The sequence below is a fragment of the Aeromonas sp. R9-2 genome (assembly GCF_040908025.1).
GTDB lineage: Bacteria > Pseudomonadota > Gammaproteobacteria > Enterobacterales > Aeromonadaceae > Aeromonas > Aeromonas veronii.
In genome coordinates, this window is sequence record NZ_JBFOCX010000013.1 from 229,605 (window position 1) to 252,129 (window position 22,525).

24 protein-coding genes are annotated in these 22,525 nt (G+C 57.6%); 11 read left to right on the top strand and 13 right to left on the bottom strand.

The window, feature by feature from the left end; all coding sequences use genetic code 11:
• Window positions 1-86: 86 nt before the first annotated feature.
• Entirely contained in the window at window positions 87-1,475 is a 1,389-nt protein-coding gene (locus AB5Y71_RS04495) for a phosphatase PAP2 family protein (protein WP_368171084.1), read from the top strand.
• Window positions 1,472-2,557: an AI-2E family transporter YdiK gene (gene ydiK, locus AB5Y71_RS04500; protein ID WP_368171085.1), complete on the top strand. Its 1,086-nt coding sequence runs from the start codon at window positions 1,472-1,474 to the stop codon at window positions 2,555-2,557. The genes AB5Y71_RS04495 and ydiK overlap by 4 nt, the downstream gene beginning before the upstream one ends.
• 354 nt (window positions 2,558-2,911) lie before the next feature.
• Here ydiK and AB5Y71_RS04505 read toward each other — a convergent pair whose 3' ends face one another.
• The 3 genes from AB5Y71_RS04505 to AB5Y71_RS04515 form a co-directional block, all read right to left on the bottom strand.
• Window positions 2,912-3,379, bottom strand: a complete 468-nt coding sequence (locus tag AB5Y71_RS04505; protein WP_107682202.1) for an N-acetyltransferase — start codon at window positions 3,377-3,379, stop codon at window positions 2,912-2,914.
• A gap of 386 nt (window positions 3,380-3,765) precedes the next feature.
• Window positions 3,766-4,266, bottom strand: coding sequence for a hypothetical protein (locus AB5Y71_RS04510; protein ID WP_368171086.1), 501 nt, complete (start codon window positions 4,264-4,266; stop codon window positions 3,766-3,768).
• Between the two features lie 60 nt (window positions 4,267-4,326).
• Complete coding sequence (locus tag AB5Y71_RS04515) at window positions 4,327-4,671, bottom strand: hypothetical protein (protein ID WP_368171087.1); 345 nt, start codon at window positions 4,669-4,671, stop codon at window positions 4,327-4,329.
• A gap of 433 nt (window positions 4,672-5,104) precedes the next feature.
• Here AB5Y71_RS04515 and dhaR point away from each other — a divergent pair, with 433 nt between their 5' ends.
• Window positions 5,105-7,006 (top strand): dihydroxyacetone kinase operon transcriptional regulator DhaR, encoded by a 1,902-nt coding sequence (dhaR, locus tag AB5Y71_RS04520; protein WP_368171088.1) that lies wholly within the window; start codon window positions 5,105-5,107, stop codon window positions 7,004-7,006.
• 94 nt (window positions 7,007-7,100) lie between these two features.
• Here the strand turns inward: dhaR and AB5Y71_RS04525 are convergent, their stop codons facing one another.
• The 8 genes from AB5Y71_RS04525 to AB5Y71_RS04560 form a co-directional block, all read right to left on the bottom strand.
• Complete coding sequence (locus tag AB5Y71_RS04525) at window positions 7,101-8,183, bottom strand: glycerol dehydrogenase (RefSeq protein WP_368171089.1); 1,083 nt, start codon at window positions 8,181-8,183, stop codon at window positions 7,101-7,103.
• A 125-nt stretch (window positions 8,184-8,308) separates the two neighbouring features.
• On the bottom strand, window positions 8,309-9,025 hold the full coding sequence (gene dhaM / locus AB5Y71_RS04530; protein WP_368171090.1) for a dihydroxyacetone kinase phosphoryl donor subunit DhaM: 717 nt from the start codon (window positions 9,023-9,025) through the stop codon (window positions 8,309-8,311).
• Between the two features lies 1 nt (window position 9,026).
• Window positions 9,027-9,656, bottom strand: a complete 630-nt coding sequence (gene dhaL, locus AB5Y71_RS04535) for a dihydroxyacetone kinase subunit DhaL (RefSeq protein ID WP_005355013.1) — start codon at window positions 9,654-9,656, stop codon at window positions 9,027-9,029.
• A gap of 9 nt (window positions 9,657-9,665) precedes the next feature.
• The gene (gene dhaK / locus AB5Y71_RS04540; RefSeq protein WP_064341830.1) at window positions 9,666-10,736 is read right to left on the bottom strand and encodes a dihydroxyacetone kinase subunit DhaK; all 1,071 of its coding nucleotides are present in this window, start codon (window positions 10,734-10,736) and stop codon (window positions 9,666-9,668) included.
• 238 nt (window positions 10,737-10,974) lie between these two features.
• The gene (locus AB5Y71_RS04545; RefSeq protein WP_005355011.1) at window positions 10,975-12,333 is read right to left on the bottom strand and encodes an NCS2 family permease; all 1,359 of its coding nucleotides are present in this window, start codon (window positions 12,331-12,333) and stop codon (window positions 10,975-10,977) included.
• Window positions 12,334-12,639: 306 nt separating this feature from the next.
• Window positions 12,640-12,852, bottom strand: a complete 213-nt coding sequence (cspA, locus tag AB5Y71_RS04550) for an RNA chaperone/antiterminator CspA (RefSeq protein WP_005316548.1) — start codon at window positions 12,850-12,852, stop codon at window positions 12,640-12,642.
• 594 nt (window positions 12,853-13,446) lie between these two features.
• Entirely contained in the window at window positions 13,447-13,731 is a 285-nt protein-coding gene (gene yjbD, locus AB5Y71_RS04555) for a DUF3811 domain-containing protein (protein ID WP_005340165.1), read from the bottom strand.
• A 146-nt stretch (window positions 13,732-13,877) separates the two neighbouring features.
• Complete coding sequence (locus AB5Y71_RS04560; RefSeq protein ID WP_236318040.1) at window positions 13,878-14,780, bottom strand: cation diffusion facilitator family transporter; 903 nt, start codon at window positions 14,778-14,780, stop codon at window positions 13,878-13,880.
• Between the two features lie 460 nt (window positions 14,781-15,240).
• On the opposite strand from AB5Y71_RS04560, the gene AB5Y71_RS04565 reads away from it, so the two are divergent.
• The gene (locus tag AB5Y71_RS04565; protein ID WP_019445191.1) at window positions 15,241-15,366 is read left to right on the top strand and encodes a hypothetical protein; all 126 of its coding nucleotides are present in this window, start codon (window positions 15,241-15,243) and stop codon (window positions 15,364-15,366) included.
• Between the two features lie 72 nt (window positions 15,367-15,438).
• Here the strand turns inward: AB5Y71_RS04565 and AB5Y71_RS04570 are convergent, their stop codons facing one another.
• Both AB5Y71_RS04570 and AB5Y71_RS04575 read right to left on the bottom strand, forming a co-directional pair.
• Window positions 15,439-16,182, bottom strand: coding sequence for a substrate-binding periplasmic protein (locus tag AB5Y71_RS04570; protein ID WP_368171107.1), 744 nt, complete (start codon window positions 16,180-16,182; stop codon window positions 15,439-15,441).
• Window positions 16,183-16,331: 149 nt separating this feature from the next.
• On the bottom strand, window positions 16,332-16,919 hold the full coding sequence (locus AB5Y71_RS04575; RefSeq protein ID WP_005340181.1) for a single-stranded DNA-binding protein: 588 nt from the start codon (window positions 16,917-16,919) through the stop codon (window positions 16,332-16,334).
• A 426-nt stretch (window positions 16,920-17,345) separates the two neighbouring features.
• Between AB5Y71_RS04575 and AB5Y71_RS04580 the strand changes: the two genes are divergently transcribed.
• The 7 genes from AB5Y71_RS04580 (at window position 17,346) to csgH (ending at window position 22,454) form a co-directional block, all read left to right on the top strand.
• Window positions 17,346-17,993 (top strand): LuxR C-terminal-related transcriptional regulator, encoded by a 648-nt coding sequence (locus tag AB5Y71_RS04580; RefSeq protein WP_042080923.1) that lies wholly within the window; start codon window positions 17,346-17,348, stop codon window positions 17,991-17,993.
• Window positions 17,993-18,436 (top strand): curli production assembly/transport protein CsgE, encoded by a 444-nt coding sequence (locus AB5Y71_RS04585; protein WP_058059297.1) that lies wholly within the window; start codon window positions 17,993-17,995, stop codon window positions 18,434-18,436. Before AB5Y71_RS04580 ends, AB5Y71_RS04585 begins: the two co-directional genes overlap by 1 nt.
• An 11-nt stretch (window positions 18,437-18,447) precedes the next feature.
• The gene (locus AB5Y71_RS04590) at window positions 18,448-18,849 is read left to right on the top strand and encodes a curli assembly protein CsgF (RefSeq protein ID WP_019445195.1); all 402 of its coding nucleotides are present in this window, start codon (window positions 18,448-18,450) and stop codon (window positions 18,847-18,849) included.
• 7 nt (window positions 18,850-18,856) lie between these two features.
• Window positions 18,857-19,696 carry a CsgG/HfaB family protein gene (locus AB5Y71_RS04595; protein ID WP_005355003.1) on the top strand — a complete coding sequence of 280 codons (840 nt, stop codon included), beginning with the start codon at window positions 18,857-18,859 and terminating at the stop codon, window positions 19,694-19,696.
• Window positions 19,697-19,883: 187 nt separating this feature from the next.
• Window positions 19,884-20,405, top strand: a complete 522-nt coding sequence (locus AB5Y71_RS04600) for a curlin (protein WP_368171091.1) — start codon at window positions 19,884-19,886, stop codon at window positions 20,403-20,405.
• A 34-nt stretch (window positions 20,406-20,439) separates the two neighbouring features.
• On the top strand, window positions 20,440-22,029 hold the full coding sequence (locus tag AB5Y71_RS04605; protein WP_368171092.1) for a curlin: 1,590 nt from the start codon (window positions 20,440-20,442) through the stop codon (window positions 22,027-22,029).
• A complete protein-coding gene (gene csgH, locus AB5Y71_RS04610; protein ID WP_368171093.1) occupies window positions 22,029-22,454 on the top strand; it encodes a curli-like amyloid fiber formation chaperone CsgH in 426 nt (141 codons plus the stop codon). The genes AB5Y71_RS04605 and csgH overlap by 1 nt, the downstream gene beginning before the upstream one ends.
• Window positions 22,455-22,525 lie beyond the last annotated feature (71 nt).

A 22,525-nucleotide genomic window follows, 5' to 3' on the forward strand; every position in this document is an offset into this window, starting at 1 on the left:
GAACGGCGGCGATCCGGCCGCTACCGTTGCCCAACTATCTGATTTCTGGGAGGCTTGTCGCCATTGTGCATAGGGAAAGCAAATTGATGTCGAGAACCCTCTTTTTACTCTTGCTGGCGCTGTTTGCCTCTCTGCCAGCCCTGAGCGCCGAACCGGCGGCACCGACGGCAGCGGCCTGCGCCATCCGCCATCAGGATCAACTGCTGCTGGTGCAGGATCGCATCTCCTCCCGCTACAGTCTGAGCGGTGGCTATATCGATGGCGGCGAACGCCCCGAGCAGGCGGCACTGCGCGAACTCTTTGAGGAGACCGGCTTGCGGGGGGAGGTGGTGCAGGAGTTGGGCCGCTGGCAGCGGGCGGTTATCTTCGCCTGTCGCACGCTGGAGCCGATTGTCGCGCAGCAAGATTCCGATTTTGTCTCGCTGCTGAAAGCTCCCAATCTGGGGGGGGAGATCCTTAACGCCCGGCTGATCGCCATCGACCAGCTGCCCCGCGAGCAGCGCCGTTTCCCGGATCAGCTCGACTGGTTGCAATCCCGGCTTGATCAGGTGCCCGAGAGCGAGATGCTCTGGCAGGCTGATTTCGTGGCGCAGGGCAATGCGCTGCATCAGGTCGAGATCCCGCTGATGATGCGCCTGCAGCAGTGGCTGGGGCCCGATGTCTGGTGGCTGTCGGTCAGCAATCTGTTTGGTTCAGGCGGCTTTCAGCTTGCCCTGATACCTTTGCTGCTCCCGCTGCTGGGGTGGCCGCGACTGCGCCAGTTGCTGTTCGCCATGCTCTGGCTTGGCTTGCTGGTGCAGGCGAGCAAGGAGGGGATCGGCTGGCCGCGTCCCTTCCATCTGCAACCGCTGCTGGCAACCCAGAGCGCGCAAGGTTTTGGCATGCCGAGCGGCCATACCGCCTCGGCCCTGCTGTTCTGGGGGGCGCTGCTTGGCTGGCTCTGGCCTGCCCGGCGGGGGCTGGCCTATTCGCTGGCCTTGCTGCTGGCGCTGACCACAGGTCTGGCGCGGGTATGGCTCGGGGTGCACTTTATCTCCGATGTGGCGGTTGGCCTGCTGATTGGCGCCTTGCTGCTGGCCGCGCGTCCCTACTGGCGGCTGGATCAGCGTTCATCCGTGTGGGGCTTGCTGATCGCTGCAGCACTGGTTTGCGCGGGCCTGACCCAGTCGGCCCATCTGGCCGGGATCGGGCTGGCGGCCCTCGGGATCTGGGTTGGCGGTTTGCTTACCCTGACCCGCGGCGGTTATCCCCCCATTGTGACTGGCGCGGTCACCCTGGTGGGGGGCGCGGTGATAGGGGCGGGGCTCTGGGCGCTGCCGCTGCTGACCAGCAGTTCGCTGGCTATCCTGCTTGGCCAGTTTGTGCTCTTTTTCGGGCTGGGGCTCTGGTTGAGCGCTGGCCTCTGGTGGATACTCTCTTTCTTGAAATGCGACACACGACCCAAGGGCAATGGCTCTGACAAGGGAACTCTATGAATGTGAAAAAAGTGGATTTGGCCAAGATAACCCTAGGGGTGCTGTTTCTCAGCATCCTGATTATCTCCTGTTTCCTGGTGTTGCAGCCCTTCCTGCCTGCGCTGGTGTGGGCCACCATGATCACCATCGCCACCTGGCCGTTGATGCTGATGGTGCAGCGCCTGTTGTGGGGCAAGCGCACCCTGGCGGCCCTCTTTATGACGCTGGTGCTGCTGCTGATGTTTGTCATCCCGCTCTTTATGACGCTGGCCAATGTGGCGGAGAAGGCGCCCATGCTGATCGAGCTGGGTACCCATATCAGCCAGTCACCGCCGCCGGAGCTGCTCTGGCTGCAACAGATCCCGCTGGTGGGCGACAAGCTCTATGACTTCTGGCAGCAAATTCTGGCGAGCGGTGGTCAGGTGCTGTTTGCCAAGCTGGCCCCCTATTTCGGTCAGACCGCCCGCTGGCTGGCCTCTCAGGCCGGTAATCTGGGGCTGTTGTTTGTCCACTTCCTGCTGACGGTCGGTATCTGCGGTGTGCTCTATCACTCCGGTGAAGTGGTGGCGACCGGCATTCGCCGCTTTGCCCACCGGCTGGCGGGTCAGCGTGGTGACAATGCCACCGTGCTCGCTTCACAGGCGATCCGTGCCGTGGCGATGGGGGTGGTGGTGACTGCGCTGGTGCAATCCTCGGTAGCCGGTGTCGGCCTGCTGATTGCCGGTATCCCCTACGCCATGGTGCTGGTGGTGGTGATGTTCCTGCTGATCGTCGCCCAGATCGGCCCCTTCCCGGTGCTGCTGGCCTGTATCGGCTACCTCTACTGGAGCGGTGACACCACCTGGGGCACCTTCCTGCTGGTGTGGTCACTGATTGCGGGCACCATGGACAACTTCCTGCGCCCCTTCCTGATCAAGCGGGGCGCCGACTTGCCGCTGATCCTCATTCTGGTGGGGGTAATCGGTGGCTTGCTGACCATGGGGATCATCGGTCTGTTTATCGGCCCGGTAGTGTTGGCGGTGGGCTACACCCTGCTGGATGCCTGGATCAAGGAAGATGACCAACCGGCGACCGCTGCGGTGGAACCGCCCAAGACCGAGTGACGATTCGGTAACAAGACGATTCAGCCATCCATCGCTGATACCAAGAGCCGCCCATAAGGGCGGCTCTGTTATTTGTGGTGATTCTGATTATGGCGATGGCGTCAGATTGGCAGATCCGCGCCAACCTGCATCTCCCATATATTACCGTTGCATGCAGGCTCGACTAGCGAAGCGTAATCGGACGATCGAGATGCCGCTGTCTCGGTTGTATCCATGAGTCAGCGGCCTCTGGCAGATGGGAAATCGGAGTAGCCGTTATAGCGGGAATTAATTTACGCGAATGTCCGATTACGCCTTGCGGCTAATCAAACCTACGGGCTGGCTATACGGAGTTTGTTCAGAAAGGTGGATTTCCTAATTTAAGCCTATCTTTTTTGACATATTGTAGCCAGAAATGGCAAAGCCAACATCTTGATACAGTTTTAACGCTCTTTGATTTTGGTACGCTACTCGTAATTTAATTTGCGCAATCCCAATTGATGTTAATTTTGATTCAAACACAGAAATTGCCAATTTCCCATAACCATTATTGCGACGATTTGAGAAAATGAAGAAGTCATAAATAAACGTAGATTTATCATCGGCGTTAATCGAATGCCACAAATAACCAACTAATTCTAAATCTGATTCGATGCACAATAATTCATGCTTATCGGTTTCCAAGCCATTAGGAAAGCAATGAAGAAGCTCCTGATTAGCTAATTCGATCGCTCTATCTATTGAGTGACCATAATTTTGAGATATTTCACGGCTGTAATCATCAATAAAATAATCGCAATACGCTGGATATTCACTTGAGATCATGGGTCTGAGCTTAATCATGTCTAATCCTTTAAAACGAGATAATGCCATATTAAGGGGTGAGCTACGTTGCCACCTAACCTAAACCATTGCACCGTAAACACGAAACCCAACCTTACACCGAAAATGTCAAGCGTTGCGAATCATTCTGAAATGCTTTGCTATGTAGGCGTGAATTTTTCGAAACATACTATCGATAAAAAGGGCATCCATCCTGGCCGTGCTGGCGATACAGCAGTTTTCTCAGGAAGGTGGGTGTCCTAATTTTACGGTTATCTCCGTGAGTCAGCGGCGGCCTACCAGAGGGAAAATGCGGGTGGCCGTTATCGCGGGAGAATTGATTGACGCGAACGTCCGATTACGCCTGACGGCTAATCGAACCTACGGGCTTAAACTGTTTGTCATATTCACTCTATCGTGTATTTTGATACTAAAGAGCTCTTAACGACTAAACTGTTGTGATAAGTTTTCAACCATTCAAATTTATCAATTACCTTTTTTACAGCCTCCCTATCTTTACCCTGTAAAGGAGCTATTCGTGAGTTTAGTTCTACTAACTTCGCTTTGATGCCATTGGCATGATTCTTTACAAATAGTTGTATGGATTCAAACTGAGCATCAAAACCTGAGCGATCAGCCTGCACTCTAGCTTGAACATGCTTTGAGCTAATATCGATAATAGCTAAGTTATATGCCAGATAATCCAAGTAATAAACATTATCCACAGGATCTTTGGCTACAAGTTGATTATCGTTGTACATAACCCTTGAAAGGAACCTGATCTTTTCCATTAGCTTTTTATTTGAACTCGTGTCTTGCGACAAAGCAATTCTTGGATATCTTGCTATTTTGCTTTCAACTAGGTAAGAATCAATCAAACCTTCACCGACAGCAAAATTATCTTTCACATAGCAATACTTATTAGAAACCCCACCTCTTAAAAATACACCTTTCTGACTAAAACAATTTTAAATAAATGCTTGAAGCCTCATGGTTATAATGAATAAAGCATTCGCTGAATGCATATACATTTTGTCAACATTAACTAATGACTCAACCTCTTTAGGATAGAATGTAATAATAATTGAGTCAGAAACAAAAGCATGTTTAACTTCATAAAACTCATAAAGGTCAAACTGGCTATTATTTTTGTAGCGTTCAACGAAACAATCGTCATTCTGATAATCGAATAAAGCTTTATTCTCTTCCATAAAGCTAACGAATTCTTTAGCCGATTCCTCCGAGTTTATCGAACCATTAATGTCTCGATAGCCCAACATATCAATAAATAAAGTCCATTGAAGCAGTTTCATATATACCCTTGAATATAAAGTGACTAGTTTGAAGGCGGTACTAATCCGTTAATAGAGCCTTCCGTATAACTCAGTTTCGCCCTAATCACCGCCACGAGAAATTCATTTTAAATCACAACATTGCCGACCAATCTCGTGTGCTGAACGTATTCGCCAGACGTCTTCCTTTGGCTCTTTTTTTAGCCGTCTGGCAAAAATACACTTTTGGGGCGGCAATGGAAAGCGCCATTCGGCCTCCTTTTCACAAACTAGTCAGTAGTGTGAGCGGGGTTATATATCAAAAGATTGAAGGAGTGTCTCGGCCAGCAATTTGCCGGGGGCGAACCCGACCAAGAGCAGAGCGGGCTTGCCACCCTCTGAGGCAGGTCACTGAATCGGGGGCGCTGGCGTGGTTAAATGGTCGGCTCACATCTTGCCGGATATTGCTGTGACCATGCCATCTGACCTTCAGCCGCTGCTCGCTTGGCCCGACTATCTGCAGGCATCCTGGCTGCGCTGCGCCCACCAGACCAGTGCCACCCTCTGGCATCCGCCCCACAGTGCCAAGGGGCAGACCTTGCAGAGCCTGCGCCAGCGCAAGCGCGACCTGCTCACCACCGGCGAGATGGCCCTCGAGGATCTCTACGAATTTATGGAGGGGCGCCCCTGCGCCCTGCTGCTCACCGACGAGAGCGGCTGCCTGCTGGCCCAGACCGGCCATCCCGACACCCTGCGCGAGCTGGCGGCGCTGGGGTTTGGCCCCGGCGCCTTTTTCAGCGAGGGGCGCATCGGCACCAATGCCATCAATCTGGCGGCGCTGGAGGGAGTGCCGCTCTGCGTCAGCGGTGCCCAGCATTTCAATCAGACCCTGCACCCGTGGCACAGCTGCGCCAGTCCGGTCTACAACAGCAATGGCCGTCAGGTCGCCATCATCGCCCTGATCTGCAAGGTGGAGGAGGCGAGCGCGGGCGATCTGGCGCTCACCGTCAGCGCCGGGCGCGAGCTGGCCCATCTGCTGCAGATGGAGACCCTGATGCAGGAGTCCCAGCACCACCTGAGCGAACTTTACGCCCTGCTCGATGGCATGGATGACGGTGTGCTGGCCTGGGATCCGCAGGGGCGGCTGCGCTACCTCAACGCGCTGGCGGCCAACCGGCTGCGGCTCGATCCGGCACTCTGTCTCGGCCAGCCGCTGGAGCAGCACCTGTTGTTGCCCCAGCGGTTGCAGTTGGCCATCAGGGGGCAGACGCCGCTCAGCCATGTGGAGGTGACGCTGGAGCGGCTCGGCGCGCAGGAGGGGGAGTTTATCAATGCGCTGGTGAGCCTCAAGCCGTTGCCGGGGCCGGAGGGGGTCAGCTTTATCGCTCTGCTGCACCCGGTCGATCGGCTGCGGGCTATTCACCAGCTGCGCCAGACGGTGCCCGAGCTGTCGGCGCTGGTGGGCGAATCGAGCGCCATGCGCAAGCTGCTGCGCTACGCCCGGCAGGCGGCCCAGAGTCAGGGGCCGATCCTGCTGCGTGGCGAGGAGGAGGTGGGCAAGGCCCAGTTGGCGGAGGCGATCCACTTTGGCAGTGAACGGGCCGCCGGGCCGCTTATTACCCTCAACTGCAAGGCGCTGCCGAGCGAGCGGATGGCGCTGGAGCTGATGGGTTCCGACGAGGCGGGGCAGGAGCGGGCGGGCAAGTTCGAGCTGGCCCACGGCGGCACGTTAGTGCTGGAGCAGGTGGAGTGCCTCTCTGCCCCCATGCAGGCGGCGCTGCTGCAACTGCTCAAGACCGGTCGCATCCAGCGCTTCGATTCGGCCCGCATTCTGCCGCTCAAGGTGCGGATCATCGCCACCAGCAGCGCCCCGCTGGAGCAGCTGGTGCAGGAGGGGCTGTTTGGCCGCCAGCTGCTCTATGCCTTGCAGGCGTGCGAGCTGTGGCTACCGGGGCTGCGGGAGCGCGCGGCCGATCTGCCGGGCCTTATCAGCCAGCAGCTAGGGGCGCAGGGGCGCGAGCCGGTGCGCCAGTTCAGTCCGGCGGCCCTCGACTGCCTGCTGGCCTATCCCTGGCCCGGCAATCTGGGGGAGCTGCGCAGCGCCGTGGAGCATGCGCTGCTTCACGCCGGTCAGGGGCCGATCCCGCCGGAGGCGCTGCCCGCTGCCATTCGGCACGGCTATCAGCGGGTGGCAGACGAGGTGGTGGGGCAACCGCTGCTCACGCTGGCGGAGCTGGAGCGGCAAGCTATCTTGCGCTGCGCGCACGCCTGCAAGGGGCAGGTGAGCCAGATGGCTCAGCATCTTGGCATCAGCCGCACCACCCTGTGGCGGCGACTCAAGCTGCTCGAGATCGATCCCGCCGACTATCACGGCTGACGTTTATTGAGGTCGTTGCCAATCGGCCCGCAGAAAACGACAAGGCCCCGCAGATGCGGGGCCGTTTTTATATGGCAGGTCAGTGGTAGCGTGGTTACAGCCCCAGCTGGTGGGCGGTGACGATGGCCGCCAGCACATCCTCGGCAGTGACCTTGAACGGCATGTTGTGGATGGTTTCGCCCTCGGCAGTGGAGGCTTTGGCCACCTCCATCAGGCGCGCCATATCCAGCTCCTTGACCCCCATCATATGCAGGTTGGTCGGCAGGCCCACCGAGCGGCAGAAGCTAAGCACAGTCTCGATCTCCGCCATCGGCGCGTTCTCCAGCACCAGCTGCACCAGGGTACCGAATGCCACCTTCTCACCGTGGTAGAGGTGGTGACACTCGGCGAGCTGGGTCAGGCCATTGTGGATGGCGTGGGCGGCGGCCAGCCCGCTGCTCTCGAAGCCGATACCGCTCAGATAGGTGTTGGCCTCGATGATGTTCTCCACCGCCTTGGTGCAGAGCCCCTGCTCCACCGCCAGCTTGGCCTTGTAACCATCGGCCAGCAGGGTCTTGTAGCAGAGCTCGGCGATGGCCTGCGCCGCCAGCGTGGAGGCGCCACCGGCCATAGTCTGGCAACCGGAAACCTTGTTGGCGCGCGCCTCGAAGTAGGTGGAGAGCGCATCCCCCATGCCGGAGACCAGCAGCCGCACCGGGGCGCGGGAGACCACGCCGGTATCCATGATGACCATATTGGGGTTGGTCGGGATCATCAGGTATTCGCTGAACTGCCCCTCCGGGGTGTAGATGACCGCCAGCGCGCTGGTGGGGGCATCGGTAGAGGCGATGGTGGGCACTATGACCACCGGCACCTTCTGGTAGAAGGCGACCGACTTGGCGGTATCCAGCGTTTTGCCGCCGCCGATGCCGATGATGACGTCAAACGGGGTCTGGTTGCAGCGAGCCAGCAGGCGGTCGATCTCGGGGCGGGAGCATTCGCCGTTGAAGCAGTCGAACTCCGGCTTGATACCGGCGCCGTGGAAGCTGGTGGCCACGGTATCGCCCACCAGCTTGGTGACGAAGGCGTCGGCCAGGATCAGCGGCTTGCTGCCGAGCGCTTTGACGTAGTTGCCGATATTGGCGAGGGCCCCGTTGCCTTGCACGTATTTGCTGGGGCTGATGATAATGCGGTCCATATTTTATCCCTCTCTCTTTATGAATTAAGAATCGGGGCGAAGGGGCGGCAGTGCCGGGGACTCCTTCGTCTTGAATGAAGCTGCACAGGCTCAGCGAGCGAGTGCAGCCCCTTGAAGCAGTGGCGTCAGTCGCCGAAGCGCTCGGCGGCCAGCTGCTGGAAGCAGGTCAGTGCGGCGGTGGCATCCTCGCCGCGCGCCAGCAGGGTGAGCTGGTCGCCCTGACGCACGTTGAGCATGGCGAGCCGGGTGAGGCTGCGGGGATTGGCCTCTTTACCCCCCTTTTGCAGCTTGAGTTCGGCGGCAAAGGGCTTGAGGGCGGCCACCAGCCGGGCGGCGGGGCGCACATGCAGGCCGTGGGGGTTATCCACCACCACTTCGCAGCGCAGCCAGCCGTCGTCGGCAACGGGGGCTGTCTCGGTGGCGGCCTGCGCCGAGCTGGCAGGCAGCATCGCCTGTTTCGGGCCCAGCGCGCCGAGTGCCTCGGCGGCTACCTCGTCCAGCGTCAGGCCGGAACCGGCCGCCACCACGGCGGCCAGAGTGCCCTCGACCAGCGGGGCCGGGCAGAGCCGCACCCTCGCGCTTAACTCGGGTGGCAGCAGTTCGAGGGCGGTTTCGGCGCTCAAGAGGGCGCTGCCCAAGTCCATCAGCACCAGCACGCCGCTGCCGTCATCCGCTTCTTCAATCGCACTCATCACGGCGATGGCATCGGTTCCGATGGGGTGGTCGGGGTCATCGACCCCGGCCGCCAGCAGCAGGCGGGCCGGGCTGCCGAGCTGGTCGGCCAGCGCTTTCAAGCCGGCCGCCAGCTGGGTGCTGTGAGAGACAACTACGATTCCGATCATGTCACAATCTCGCTCTGTCACGCAGGGCGGTCAGCAGCAGCAGGGTCGAGGTGGCCCCGGCATCCTGATGGCCGATGCTGCGCTCGCCAAGATAGCTGGCGCGCCCCTTGCGAGCCTGCATCTGGATGGTTGCCTCGGTACCGGCTGCGGCGGCCGCTACTGCCTTGTCCAGCGCTTCGTTGAGGGGCAACTCTTGCTGCTGCGCCTGTTGCAGGGCAGCCAGCGCCGGCCACCAGGCATCGCACATGGTCTTGTCGCCCGGCTCGGCGCGGCCGCGGGAGACGATCCCCTCGACCCCGTCACTCAGCATTTTGCACAGCTGACTGAGGCTCAGGCTCTGGCAGGCGTCGGTGCTGGCCGCGGCCCGGATAAAGAAGGTGCCATAGAGCGGGCCGCTGGCGCCGCCGACCGAGGAGAGCAAGGTCATGCCGGTGGTTTTCAGCACCTGACCGATATCCTTGTCCGCCACTGCTGGCAGCTTCTCGGCCACCTTGGCGAAGCCGCGCTGCATATTGAGGCCGTGGTCGCCGTCGCCGATGTCGGTATCCAGTGCGGTGAGGTAGTCACGCTGCTCGGTAAAGATGTGTTCGCAGTCGAGCAGCCAGTTGACGATGTGATGCTTGCTTAACATGGGTTCTCCTTAGCAGCCGCGACGCAGGGCGGGGGTGTGAACGGGGGCATCCCACAGGGTCATCAGCTCATCATCCACCTTGAGCAGGGTGATGGAGATACCGGTCATGTCGAGGGAGGTGCAGTAGGGGCCAATCAGGTTGCGCACCAGATGGATGCCCGCCTCCTCGCACAGGGTGGCGAGGCGACCATAGACGCCATAGAGCTCGGAGATGGGGGTGCCACCCAGGCTGTTGACCAGCGCGATGACCCGATCGCCCTTGTTGAGCGGTTCGATAAAGGTGTGCTCCTCCTGCCAGCTGCCGCTGGTGCGATCCCAGTGGCGCAAGGTGCGGCCATAGGGGGTGTTGTCAGCAAGCTCGCTGAACATGTCGTCCACCAGGGTATTGAGGTCGGTGAAGGGGCGTCGCTCGATGCCTGGCTCGCCGTGGATACCGACGCCGAACTCCATCTCGTTGTCCGCCAGGGTGAAGGAGGGCTTGCCTGCGGCAGGCACGGTACAGGCATGCATGGCCACGCCTATGGTGCGGCTCTGGTTGTTGATGCGGCGGGCCAGCGCCTCGCAGCGTGCCAGATCGTAGCCCGCCTCGGCGGCGGCGCCGACCAGCTTCTCGCACAGCACGGTCGTGGCTACGCCACGGCGACCGGCGGTATAGAGGCTGTCTTTGACCGCCACGTCGTCATCGATCAGGGCAAAGCCCACCTTGACGCCGTCGCCGTGCAGCAGCTCGACCGCGGTCTCGAAGTTGAGTACGTCGCCGGTGTAGTTCTTCACCAGAAATAACACGCCCGCGCCGCCATCAACGGCCTGACCGCACTCGTACATCTGATCCGGCGTCGGGGAGGTAAAGATCTCGCCGGGGCAGGCGCCATCCAGCATCCCTTTGCCCACCAGCCCGCCGTGCATCGGCTCGTGGCCACTGCCACCGCCGGAGACCAGCGCCACCTTGCCCATCACGGGGGAGTCGGCGCGAGTGATGTAGTGGGGTTCGATACGTACCTTGAGCTCGGGGTGGGCGGCCGCCATCCCCATCAGTTGTTCACGGACCACGGCATCGACGGCATTGATCAGTTTCTTCATAGCTCACTCCTTGGCTTGCCACCGCACGGGTGGACAAATGGTTGATGGAGCCAGTCTAACGACAGAAAAAGGGATAAAAATGACGGGCGTTTTGGTTCGGATTTGAAACAGCAGAAGAGGGATAGGCGTTTCAATCTGAAACGGTGCGGGGCAAACGGGCGGGAAACTGTTAGCTGACTCACAGCCATGAAAAAGGGCCCCGCAGGGCCCTTCGCTATAACCGGAATATGCGGACGGGTTAGATGGCCCAGCCACCGGCGTAGAAGACCACCAGCGCCAGGGCGATGATGACGGTGCCGACGTTCAGCTTCTTCCACTCGGCAGCGAAGATGCGGCCAACGACCAGCGCCACGAAGCCCAGCATGATGCCGGTCACGATGTTGCAGGTCAGTACGATGAAGACGGCGCACAGCATGCCGGAGAGCGCATCGACCGAGTCGCTGAAGTCCAGCTTGGTGACGTTGCCCAGCATCAGCAGACCGACGTACATCAGGGCCGGTGCGGTGGCGTAAGCCGGTACCAGATAGCTCAGCGGGGAGAGGAAGATCATCAGCAGGAACAGCACGCCGACCAGCGCGGCGGTCAGACCGGTCTTGCCACCGGCCGCGGTGCCTGCGGCGGATTCGATGTAGACGGCAGCCGGAGCACCACCTACGGCGCCTGCCACCATGCTGCTGACGGAGTCGGCAGTCAGGGCCTTGCCGCCGCTGATGATGTGGCCACGTTCGTTGATGAGGCCAGCCTGACCGGCCACGGCACGGATGGTGCCGGTGGCGTCAAACACGGCGGTCATCACCAGTGCCAGTACGGTCGGAATGACCACCGGATTGAGGGCGCCCAGCAGATCCATGCTGCCTACCAGCGAGCCCTTCTCGCCAGTCAGGCTCGGCATGGCGAAGAAACCCTGCCAGGTCACTTTCGGGTCGAAGATAAGGCCGAGGATGGAGATGGCGATAATCACCATCAGGATGCCGCCCGGCACCTTGCGACGCTCCAGACCGAAGATGGCGGCCAGACCCAGCACCGTCATTATGACCGGGAAGGCGGTGACCTCACCGAGCTGCACCGGCAGACCGGCCCCTTCGTTCTTGATCACCATGCCGACGCCGTTGGTGGCGATCAGCAGCAGGAACAGGCCGATACCGATACCGGTACCGTGGGCGATGCCGGATGGGAGGTTGTCCAGGATCCACTGGCGCACGCCGGTGACGCTGATCAGGGTAAACAGCACACCCATCAGGAAGATGGCGCCCAGGGCGACCGGAATGCTCAGCCCCTGACCCAGTACCAGACTGAAGGCGGTAAAGGCGGTGAGGGAGATCGCGCAACCGATAGCCATTGGCAGCTTGGCCCACAGCCCCATCAGCAGGGAGCCGAAGGCGGCGATCAAACAGGTGGCCACAAACACCGGGCCCTGCTCAAAGCCGGCAGCACCCAGCATGTTCGGCACCACTATGATGCTGTAGACCATCGCCAGGAAGGTGGTCAGCCCCGCGACCAGCTCCTGACGCACGCTGCTGCCGCGCGCAGAAATGGAAAAATAAGAGTCCAGAAAGCCGCCTGTCCCTGTTTGGGCGGCCATATCTTGCTTTGCCATAACTAATCCTGAAAGTGTGAAGGAAATCGTTTGCGTTGGTGGCGCGCAAAATAGCAAGAATTCGCGGCAAATACAGCGGATAACCTGACTTTTTCGTCACTATTTTACATTTTGAGTCCATTCGGAGCTCATTCTAAGACTCAAGCGGTGAGAGCGTGTAAGGCCGGGATCACGCGGTCTGTGGAGGGGAGATCAGTGAGGAAAAAAGCGGGGAACAACAAAAAACCCGCCGAAGCGGGTTTTTTTAAATTCTTGCAGAGCTGTCAGCAGTTGGCATGAGCCATCAGCAGCATGCTCCGGCTTGAATTACAGACCAACTACGTTGGCAGCAGCCGGGCCTTTCTGGCCTTGCTCGATGGTGAACTCAACGCGCTGACCTTCGTCCAGGGTTTTGAAGCTGGTGGACTGGATAGCGGAGAAGTGTACGAACACGTCTTTGCTGCCGTCAGCCGGGGAGATGAAACCAAAACCTTTCTCAGCGTTGAAGAACTTAACGGTACCAGTCATTTTGTTAGACATAATAATTTCCTTAAATAGTGTTGAATGCCACCTAAATGGCAATTTTTGATTTTTCGTCAGCAATACGTATGGGGAGCACTAAAGAAGGAGAATTATTTGATAAGAATTATCCGAGGATAACGCTTATGCTAATCACTGCTTTACTAAAATGACTGCCTAACATAATCAGGTCTGAACTGCCGAACCATCGAGAAAGATTAAAACACGCTCTCATTTTTAAAGCAAACTTTATCTCGATATTAATGTTTTGTAACAGCCAAAAATATCGTTTTTTATAGTAAACATGATGCATTTCAACGGCATAGAAAAATCAGTGCAGACTCATATCACCCTGTGACAAGCCAGATTCGGCTTTTTTGTCCTGACTATGTAGCCAGTTCTGGCAAAAAATATGAGAAAAAATGAAAAGCTGGCGATAGATGGGGATTGTCAGTTTGCGTTCTCTCTAATCCACAATGTGAATCATTCCTCTGCGGCTGCGATTAGCGACTGAGATGCAAATCAATGGCAGCGCCAAATCTGGCTCATCGAGCATCGCCCAGACATGCAAACGCCCGCAGGCACAAGTGCCAGCGGGCGTTTTGCAAGAAAGGATCAGCGCTTGCTGCGAAACTTGTTGCTGACCGAATCAATCCAGCTGAAGGTTTCCGGCAGTACCTGATTTTTGGCGCGCTCTTTGGCTTTCTCGCGAGCCAGCTTGGAGGCTGCCTTGGCTGCTTCGGCGCGGTCCGCCACAATTTTCAGGCGACCCTCTTCGCGGATCTTGTTCCGCTCTCCGTTGGTCAGCTGGTGGTCTGCATTGGCTTGTGCCTTTTGTAATAACAAGGCTATCTCGGCTTTTTCGGCCTCGGTCAGATCTTTCATTTCCAGCTTTTTCACGGCGCGCTCCTGCGGCAGGGTGGTTAGACACCCTAACACAGTTGTGCCGATCACTTCTTATGCAATCGGCTTTCCGGCAGTAAAAATGCGGGTTTGTGCCAACTTTCCGTTATTTCGCTGCCACTTTCCCGCCTGTTTGCCACATTTCAATTTATGGCGAGCGGTGAGGGCAGCTCTTGCTCCTCCGGCTCGACGTGGATCAGCACGATGGCGTGGGGCAACTGCGCCATGATGGCGTGTTCGATGCGATCACAGATATCGTGGGCTTCGCCGATGCTCATCTCCGGGGGCAGGGTGAGATGGAAGTCGATATGGCGACGACGACCGGCACGACGGCTGCGCAGATCGTGAAAACCGCTGGCGGCAGGGCAGCATTCGGTGATGATGCGGCTGGTCATCGCCAGCTCTTCCGGGCTCATACTCTGGTCGATCAGCGGCTGGAAGGCCTCGTTGAGCATGCTGATCGCCTCTCTGACAATAAAGATGGCGACCGCAATGGCGACCAGCGGGTCGAGGATGGCGAGTGAATGGCCAAACAGACCTGCCAGCCAGATCCCGCCAAGACCGACAGCGACCCCGGCGGAGGTGAGCACGTCCGCCTTGAGATGGAGCGCATCGGCCGCCAATGCAACTGACTCTTCTTCCCGGGCCACCTTGTAGAGGTAGGCTGAGACGCCGCTGTTGACCAGCGCCGAGATCACCATCACCAGCACGCCCCAGCCAATGCTTTCAATCGGGCTGGGGGTGATCAGCTTGTTGACGGCTTCGAAGATGATCCAGCCTGCGGCCAGCAAGATAAGCAGTGCTTCGATGACACCGGAGACATTTTCAATCTTGTCGTGACCATAGGGGTGGCTCTCATCGGGCGGGAGATCGGACTTTTTCACCGCGAACAGGGCGATCAGGGCCGCCACCAGATCCATGGCGGAGTGGATCGCCTCCGAGATGATACTGACCGAGCCGCTGGCGAACCCGGCTACCATTTTCATGATGATCAGACTGATATTGGAGCAGACCGACACCATGGCGGCTCTGGTTTTTCTGTTCATGTACAGCTTCCTGAATAAAAACGGATATTTCGGTGCGGCGCGCATTATATCCGGCTGACCGGAAATAACCTATTCGGTGTTGTAACCTGATGTTTCTGATGATATTGCGAATGCTTATTAAAATGGTGACCTCTTGCGCGGCAATAAATAATGAGAGGGATTTATATTTATCCGTGAAAATATCTAGGTAACGATGACTTAATATAAGCGTGACAACATTTAATAATGCGAATTACTCTTTTTTGGTCTTTCCTGTCGAGGTCGTTTGGCCTCCCCGCTCAAGGGGCTGCGCGCGGCATTTTTTGGACGAGAATGAGGCTGGATCCGGATGCCGCTGGAGGGTATGCTGGGTCTGGTGATGGTCTTGCACCATCCCACCAAGCGTACTGAAGTTGATGATTCGGATGGCATGCTGGCTCCCATGAGGAACCAACTGTCTGGGTAACATTTTTGGAGTTTGATGATGAGTAACAAAGAACATCACAACGGCAAAGATGCCAAGAAAAAACCGCAGATGTCACTGAAAGAGAAACGCGAAGCCAAACGTCAGAAAGCAGAACTGAAAAACGGCAGCGCAATGAAGTAACGCTACCCTACTGCTGTTCCTTCGGAGCCAGTACAAAGCCAGCCCTAACCGGCTGGCTTTTATGTTTGTGGCTCACGGTGTGGCGCCGTAAGCCGCGAAAATCTGGTGATAACGACCATCCTGACGCATCGCCTCAAGGCGCTTATCAAACAGATTGCGGGCATCGGCCGTTCGGAAGGCAAAGTGATAGACGGTGGGTGGGAAGAGGTCTGCTTGCCTGACCTGATTGCGCTCGTAGTGCTCGCCTGCCTGGGCGGTGGCAATCAGCTGGTCGAGGTAGTAGTAGAACACCCGCTCCTCCAGTACGACTGCATCCACCCTGCCGCGCATTAGCTGATGTACCTGCACCTGCTGCTTGGCTACCTCCTCATAGTGGGGATTCTGGTTGGCCATGGTGGCGAACGCGCCCCCCAGAATGATCCTTGCCCGTTGAAAGGCGGTGACCCGTTTTGAATGCAGATCGTCCAGAGTGCTGATGTGGGTGCTGCGCAGGGTGAAGATCCGGTTATGGAAGGTGATAACGGGCTGGGTCAGAACGTGAGGATCAACCATACCGGGTCTGACGTTGATGATGGCATCCAGCTTTCCTGACTCGAACAGGCGGAAGGTACGCTCCAGCGGCAGAAATTCAAAGTTGGGCTCATAGCCGCTGCCAGCGAACGCCTCTTTCAGCAGATCCAGCTCAATGCCACGCTGATTACTTTCGATGACATAAGGGGGGATGGCAAAGCTGACCCCGACCTTGAGTGGCTTTGCCAGCAACTGGCCGGAGAGCAAGCTGGTCAGCATTAGCAATAAAGGGGTGAGCAGTTTCATTGCACTTTTCACAAGGCGCTCCTGTGGAGGATATCCATCACTGTAGGGGAGGCAACCATAAAGCGTTATATCCCTTTCGGGCTGAGAGGTTCAGCCTGAGTGCATAAAAAAAGACCCTGAGTTATCAGGGCCTTTTCAATATTCTGTTCTTAAAACGGGATATCGTCGTCGAAATCCATCGGCGGCTCGTTATATACCGGCGGCGCAGATTGCGGCTGCTGGGCAGGACGGCCATAACCGCCTTGCGGCTGCATGTTCTGCTGCGGAGCCGGTGCCGGGCGCTGCTGATTCATCGGCTGCTGGGCAGGCATGCTCTGCTGCGGCTGACCCCAGTTACCCTGGGATTGGCCACCCATGTTCTGGCCCATGCCCTGACCGCCTTGCGGACGGCCACCCAGCATCTGCATCACGCCAGTGAAGCTGTCGACCAGCACTTCAGTGGTGTAGCGCTCCTGGCCGCTCTGATCCTGCCATTTGCGGGTTTGCAGTTTGCCTTCCACATAGACCTGGGAGCCCTTCTTCAGGTACTCGCCAGCCACTTCGGCCAGCTTGCCCATGAAGACGACGCGATGCCATTCGGTACGCTCTTTCTGCTCACCGGTCTGCTTGTCGCGCCAGGTTTCAGAGGTAGCCAGAGTAATGTTGGTCACAGCACCGCCACTCGGCATGTAGCGTACTTCCGGGTCTTGCCCGAGGTTACCGATCAGAATGACTTTATTGATGCCTCGACTGGCCATAATCTCTCTTCCACCTTATTTACCGGCCAGGTCGAAACCTGGTCCAACACGACTAGATACCTGATTAGTTGCTGTGTGCGGGGCGCAATGTCCCGCAGACGCATGTGACGGTCATAGTAACAGTTGCGAAGCGGATTGGCAGCATCCTTAACCGGCTTGATGTGCCAAAGGTAACTGTTGGCTCCTGCTGCAGTGATGGTCGGGTTGCAGCTGTTTCCGGCGCGTCCTGCATCACATTTCTGCCATATATTCCTGTTATGCTGGCCGATTGGCGAATTGGAATCGGTTTTTAAATCGACTAAAAACATATGGTTACGATATTTATGAGATCCATTCTCATACTTTTTTAATATTGTGCTCCCATACCTCCTTGGTAGACTCAGTCGGCCAGATTAGGTGGTTTACAGGTTCAAGGAAGAGCACACAATGAAAGCCGCATGCCCGATCGCACTGGTCACTGAAAATAATGTGCAGGCCAGCACATTTGCTGCATACCTCATCTCTCATTTGAGCCGTCCCGTCCAGCTAATCCACGAGATTAATCAGCTAGATAACCAGTGTGACGGCACGCTGTTTCTCATCGATCTCGACTATATCCGCTCTGGCCAGTCACTGGGCTGGAACCGGGCGATCTCCGAACGCTTTGGCATGGCGACCACCGTGCTGCTCAATGCTCCTACTGCGACGGATCGCGACCTGCTGCTGATGTGGCCGCAGATCTGTGGTCTGTTTTTCCGTCAGGATCCGCTCGACCGACTGGTTGCCGGGTTGCAGAAAATCCTGTTGGGCGAGTACTGGATGCCGCGCCACCTGCTGTGCGAGCTGGTCGAATACTATCGCCAGGGCAACAGTTATCTGCTGCGTAACGACACCCTGCTGACCGCCAGAGAGCAGGAGATCATCCGTTATCTGATGACGGGCGCCTCCAATGTCGAGATCGCCGACAGCCTGTTTGTCAGCGAGCACACCGTCAAATCCCACCTCTATAACGTCTTTAAAAAGCTGAATGTGAAGAACCGGATCCAGGCGGTGAGCTGGGCCAAAGAGTATCTCGATGCTCCGGACTCCCACTGATGAAAGCGCTCTCTGTGGCGTGTTGCCTCGCGCTGCTTTGGGGCTGCACGACCGTTGTGGCGGCCGAGGCCGATGCACCGCTGGAGTCGGTACAGCCGGAGCAGGAGAGTGATCGGCTGGATGTGGATGGTCTGGTGCTGGATCGCACTTTTACCCGTTTCGGTCAGGGCTTTTATAACGAATTTACCCGATTGCGCAGCGATGAAGACCCGGATGCCAGAGAAAATCTGACGATTCATGAGCGCCCGACAGCTCGCTGGGGCAGCCTGATCTGGATCACCCACAACCGGAAGGTGATTTTTAAAACCGCGCTCTCTCCCGGCCGTAATCAGCAGGAGCAGAGCGCCAAACTGGCTTGGTCACAGGTCAGGCAGACCCTCGAACAGCAGAAGATCGCGACCCTGTTCATGGATACCTTCGATTTGGAACATGATGAACTATAAGGATATTTCTCATGCGTGCCCGGTTATGGCTAGTTGCTGCACTGATAGCGCCAACGCTCCATGCGTCGGAGCTTGTCTATCGCCCCGTCAACCCCAGCTTTGGGGGTAACCCTCTCAACAGCAGTCATCTGCTTGGCACCGCCAATGCGCAGAATGATTACAAGGATCCCGCCAGTGGCAGCGGTAGCAGCGGCACCTCGGCGCTGGATCGCCTGACCTCCAACCTGCAATCCCGCCTGATCAGCCAGCTGCTGGCCGATATCGGCAAGGATGGCAGCCAGAGCGGCAGTCTGGTAACCGATGATTTTGCCATCAATGTGGTGGATGAAGATGGCACCCTGGTGGTTTCGATCACCGACCGGGTGACCAACCAGACCACCATGATCGAAGTGAATGGCCTGATTGCCGACTGAGGGCGCGATGAAACGACAACTGTTATTGATAGTGCCCCTGCTTGCGCTGGCTGGCTGTGCGACCCATATCGGCTCTCCCGTTGCCGATGAGAAGGCAACCCTGATGCCGCGATCAGTCTCTTACAAGGAGCTGATCAGTCTGCCCAAGCCAAAAGGGAAAATTGTCGCGGCCGTCTACGATTTTCGCGACCAGACCGGTCAGTACCTGCCTGCACCGGCGTCCAACTTCTCCACGGCGGTCACCCAGGGCGGGGTCGCCATGCTGAGCACGGCCTTGTGGGATTCCCAATGGTTTGTACCGCTGGAGCGGGAAGGGCTGCAGAACCTGCTGACCGAGCGCAAGATTGTGCGGGCGGCCCAGAACAAGCCCAATGTTCCCGGTAACAACGCCAATCAGCTGCCCTCGCTGGTTGCCGCCAACATCCTGATCGAGGGGGGGATCGTCGCCTATGACAGCAATGTGCGAACCGGCGGGGCGGGGGCCAAGTATTTTGGCATCGGTGCCAGCGGGGAGTACCGGGTCGATCAGGTGACGGTCAATCTGCGCGCCGTCGATATCCGTTCTGGTCGGATCCTTAATAGTGTGACGACCTCCAAGACCGTATTGTCGCAACAGGTGCAGGCCGGGGTATTCCGTTTCGTCGAGTACAAGCGCCTGCTGGAGGCCGAGGCCGGTTTCAGTACCAATGAACCGGTACAGATGTGTGTCATGTCGGCTATCGAGTCCGGGGTGATCCGGCTGATTGCCAATGGCGTGCGGGACAATCTGTGGCAACTGGCCGACCAGCGGGATATCGACAATCCGATCCTGCAGGAGTACCTGCAAGACAATGCCCCGCTGCTTTGAGTTTTCCTGCTCTCGCAATGCCCTCCCTAGTGGAGGGCATTTTTTTTGGTCCCCATCGAGTACGACTTAAGACTTTCTGCTCAGCCCCCGGGCGGCGCTTTTCATCCTCGAATCAGCGGAGTGCCTGATAGGCCGCCTCTTGTCTGGCAGAGATACTGTGGGCGTTTTCCAACAAGGCGATGGCGCGATGAAACACCTGTTGAGTGCTCTCTTTTTTCTGCTGATATCGGGCGCAGCGCAGCTCTCCGCAGAGCCTGCCGCCTTCGATGAACTGGCGATGGCAAGCGAGCTGGATTCCGGTCTGCAGAACGATGGGAATCAGGCGCTGTTGTGGCAACTCGGTAGCGAGCAGCAACTGCACCTCACCCAGCGAGGGGAGCTGAATCAGGCGCGCCTGCTGCAACAGGGGTGGGCCAATGAGTTGGCGCTCTCCCAGGTGGGGGAAGAGAACTGGGTTAATGGCGCGCAACTGGGTGAGGGCAATCGCGCCGAGCTCTATCAGGCGGGCATCAATAACCGGATTTGGCTGCTGCAACAAGGCAGCGGCAATGAAGCCTGGATCAGTCAGCAAGGGGCAGACAATCAGGCCCGGGCGATCCAGCTGGGTGATGGCAATCAGGCCAGCATCGAGCAAAACGGTAACGGATTGGCGGCAACCGTTATTCAGACGGGAGCCAATCAGCAAGTAAATGTCGTTCAAACCAACTGAGCCTAGGCTCAACCATTAGCACGAGAGGGAAATCATGTTTAAACGTACCATCATTGCCTCGGCAGTTCTTCTGGCGACCAGCACCGCTTGGGCGGCATCTACTGGCAATCAGGCTGAGGTGACTCAGGCTCAATTCTCCACCGGCAACCTGGCGTACATCCAGCAGGTCGAGGAGAGCACGGCTAACAAGGCGGCGATCTATCAACAGGGTAACGACAACCTCGCCTTGACCGAGCAGCGCAATACCGGTGCTTCCACTGCTGATATCAAGCAAGCCGGTGGCAAGAACGAAGGGGAGGTATTGCAGCAGGGGGTGACCAATAAATCGACCGCGACCATTGATACTAACGGAGAGCTGAACAAGGCCTCGATTACCCAGCAGTACTACAACGGTGAGGCCACGGCTAGGGTGAGCCAGCTTGGTGATGGTAACGATGCCCGCATCAAGCAGGATGATGGCGATCGTGCCAATTCAGTGATTGAGCAGCAAGCGGATGGTAACAGCGCGCAGATCAATAACTACTGGTCTGATTATGCCAGCGCGACCATTACCCAGTCAGGAGAAGGCGAGCATATTGCGGATGTCGATCAACGCGAATCCGATGGTGCCGTTGCCAGCGTGGCTCAAGAGGGGGGCAATAACACGGCCTTAGTCGCACAACGTACAAGCAACTTCGGTTACGGCGCAAACGAGGGCACCTCTGCGGTCGTCAAGCAAAGTGGCAATGACAACACTGCCGAGGCCACTCAGCTGGGGCTGGCCAACGTGGCAACGGTGGAGCAAGGCGGGACCGCTGGCAGCGTGACAGCCCTGCAGTCTGGTGCGACCGCCGGACAAGGGAACAACTTGCTGGCCAAGCAGGCTGGTTCCGGTGAAACAGCCCTTCTGACCCAGACCGGGAGTCGTAACCAGATCGACTCTGAGCAGAGAGGTTCTGAGGATCTGTTGACCATCACCCAGAATGGTAACGACAACATCGCCAACGCCAGACAGAGCGGTACTGGTGAAACGGCGGTCGTGACTCAGCTGGGTAATGGCAACCAGACCGACACCAACCAGCAAGGCGTTGGCAATACTGCGCAGGTCACTCAGAGTGGCAACAATAACCAGGCTGTGGTTGATCAGCTGGCCAGCAGCGTGGGTGGATCTGTCACTATCGATCAGTTGGGTAGCGACAACTATGCCAATGCAGTGCAAGAGGAGGGTAGTCGCAACAAGGTCGATATTGACCAGAACGGCACTGGCAACCAGGTTGCCGCCGCGCGTGGCGTTGAGGGCAAAGGAGCCTGGACCTGGGGCTCGGACAACGAGCTGGTCGTGGCTCAGAAAGGCACTGACAACTGGGCTTATGCCGATGCGTCTCACTCTGACTCTGTGGTGACAGTGACTCAGGATGGGAAACTGAACAGCGCCAAGGTCGAATCCTATCTGGGTAGCGACAACACGCTCACCGTGAGCCAGTTAGGTGAAAAACATGTGGCCAACGTTTACGTCAATGGCGGCATGGGCGGTGGCAATAACGAAGTCGACGTTGCACAAACCGACAGCCTCAACACTGCCAATGTGACTGTCTATGGCAGCGATAACATGGCCTATGTCTATCAGGGTTCTGGTAGCAACTGATGGTCATCTCCGGATTCAGGGGCCTGCGGGCCCCTCTTTTATTGGTGCTGCTCTGTGGGTTGATGCTGGTTTATCGCGTTCCTTCACCAGTAACTGCAAGGGAAACCGAGATAGAACCCGATCCGTCGATCCGCTTGTCCCTCAATATGATTCAGAGCGAGCAGGTGCTGTCACTTGCACCGACGCTGTTCAGCAAGCGCGACGTGACGGTGAGTGTCAGGTTGCTGGTGCGCAGCGAAGGTGCGGCCGGGAGCACGACTCAGCGCCAGAGCCGTAATCTGTCGCTGCAGGCTGGAGTGGTCATGGCGGTTGGCAAAATAGGGCTGGGTTTACGTTGCCCCAATCGGGTCGAGGTCACCGCCCGGATATGGCAAAACGAGCGGCTGCTGGTGGAGAAAAAAGAGCAGATGGCGTGCGCCGGATGATGCGGATTTCATCTCATGACTGTCTATTCATCCAGTAGTCTCTATGCCATACTGACTCGCTCAGGTTTCTG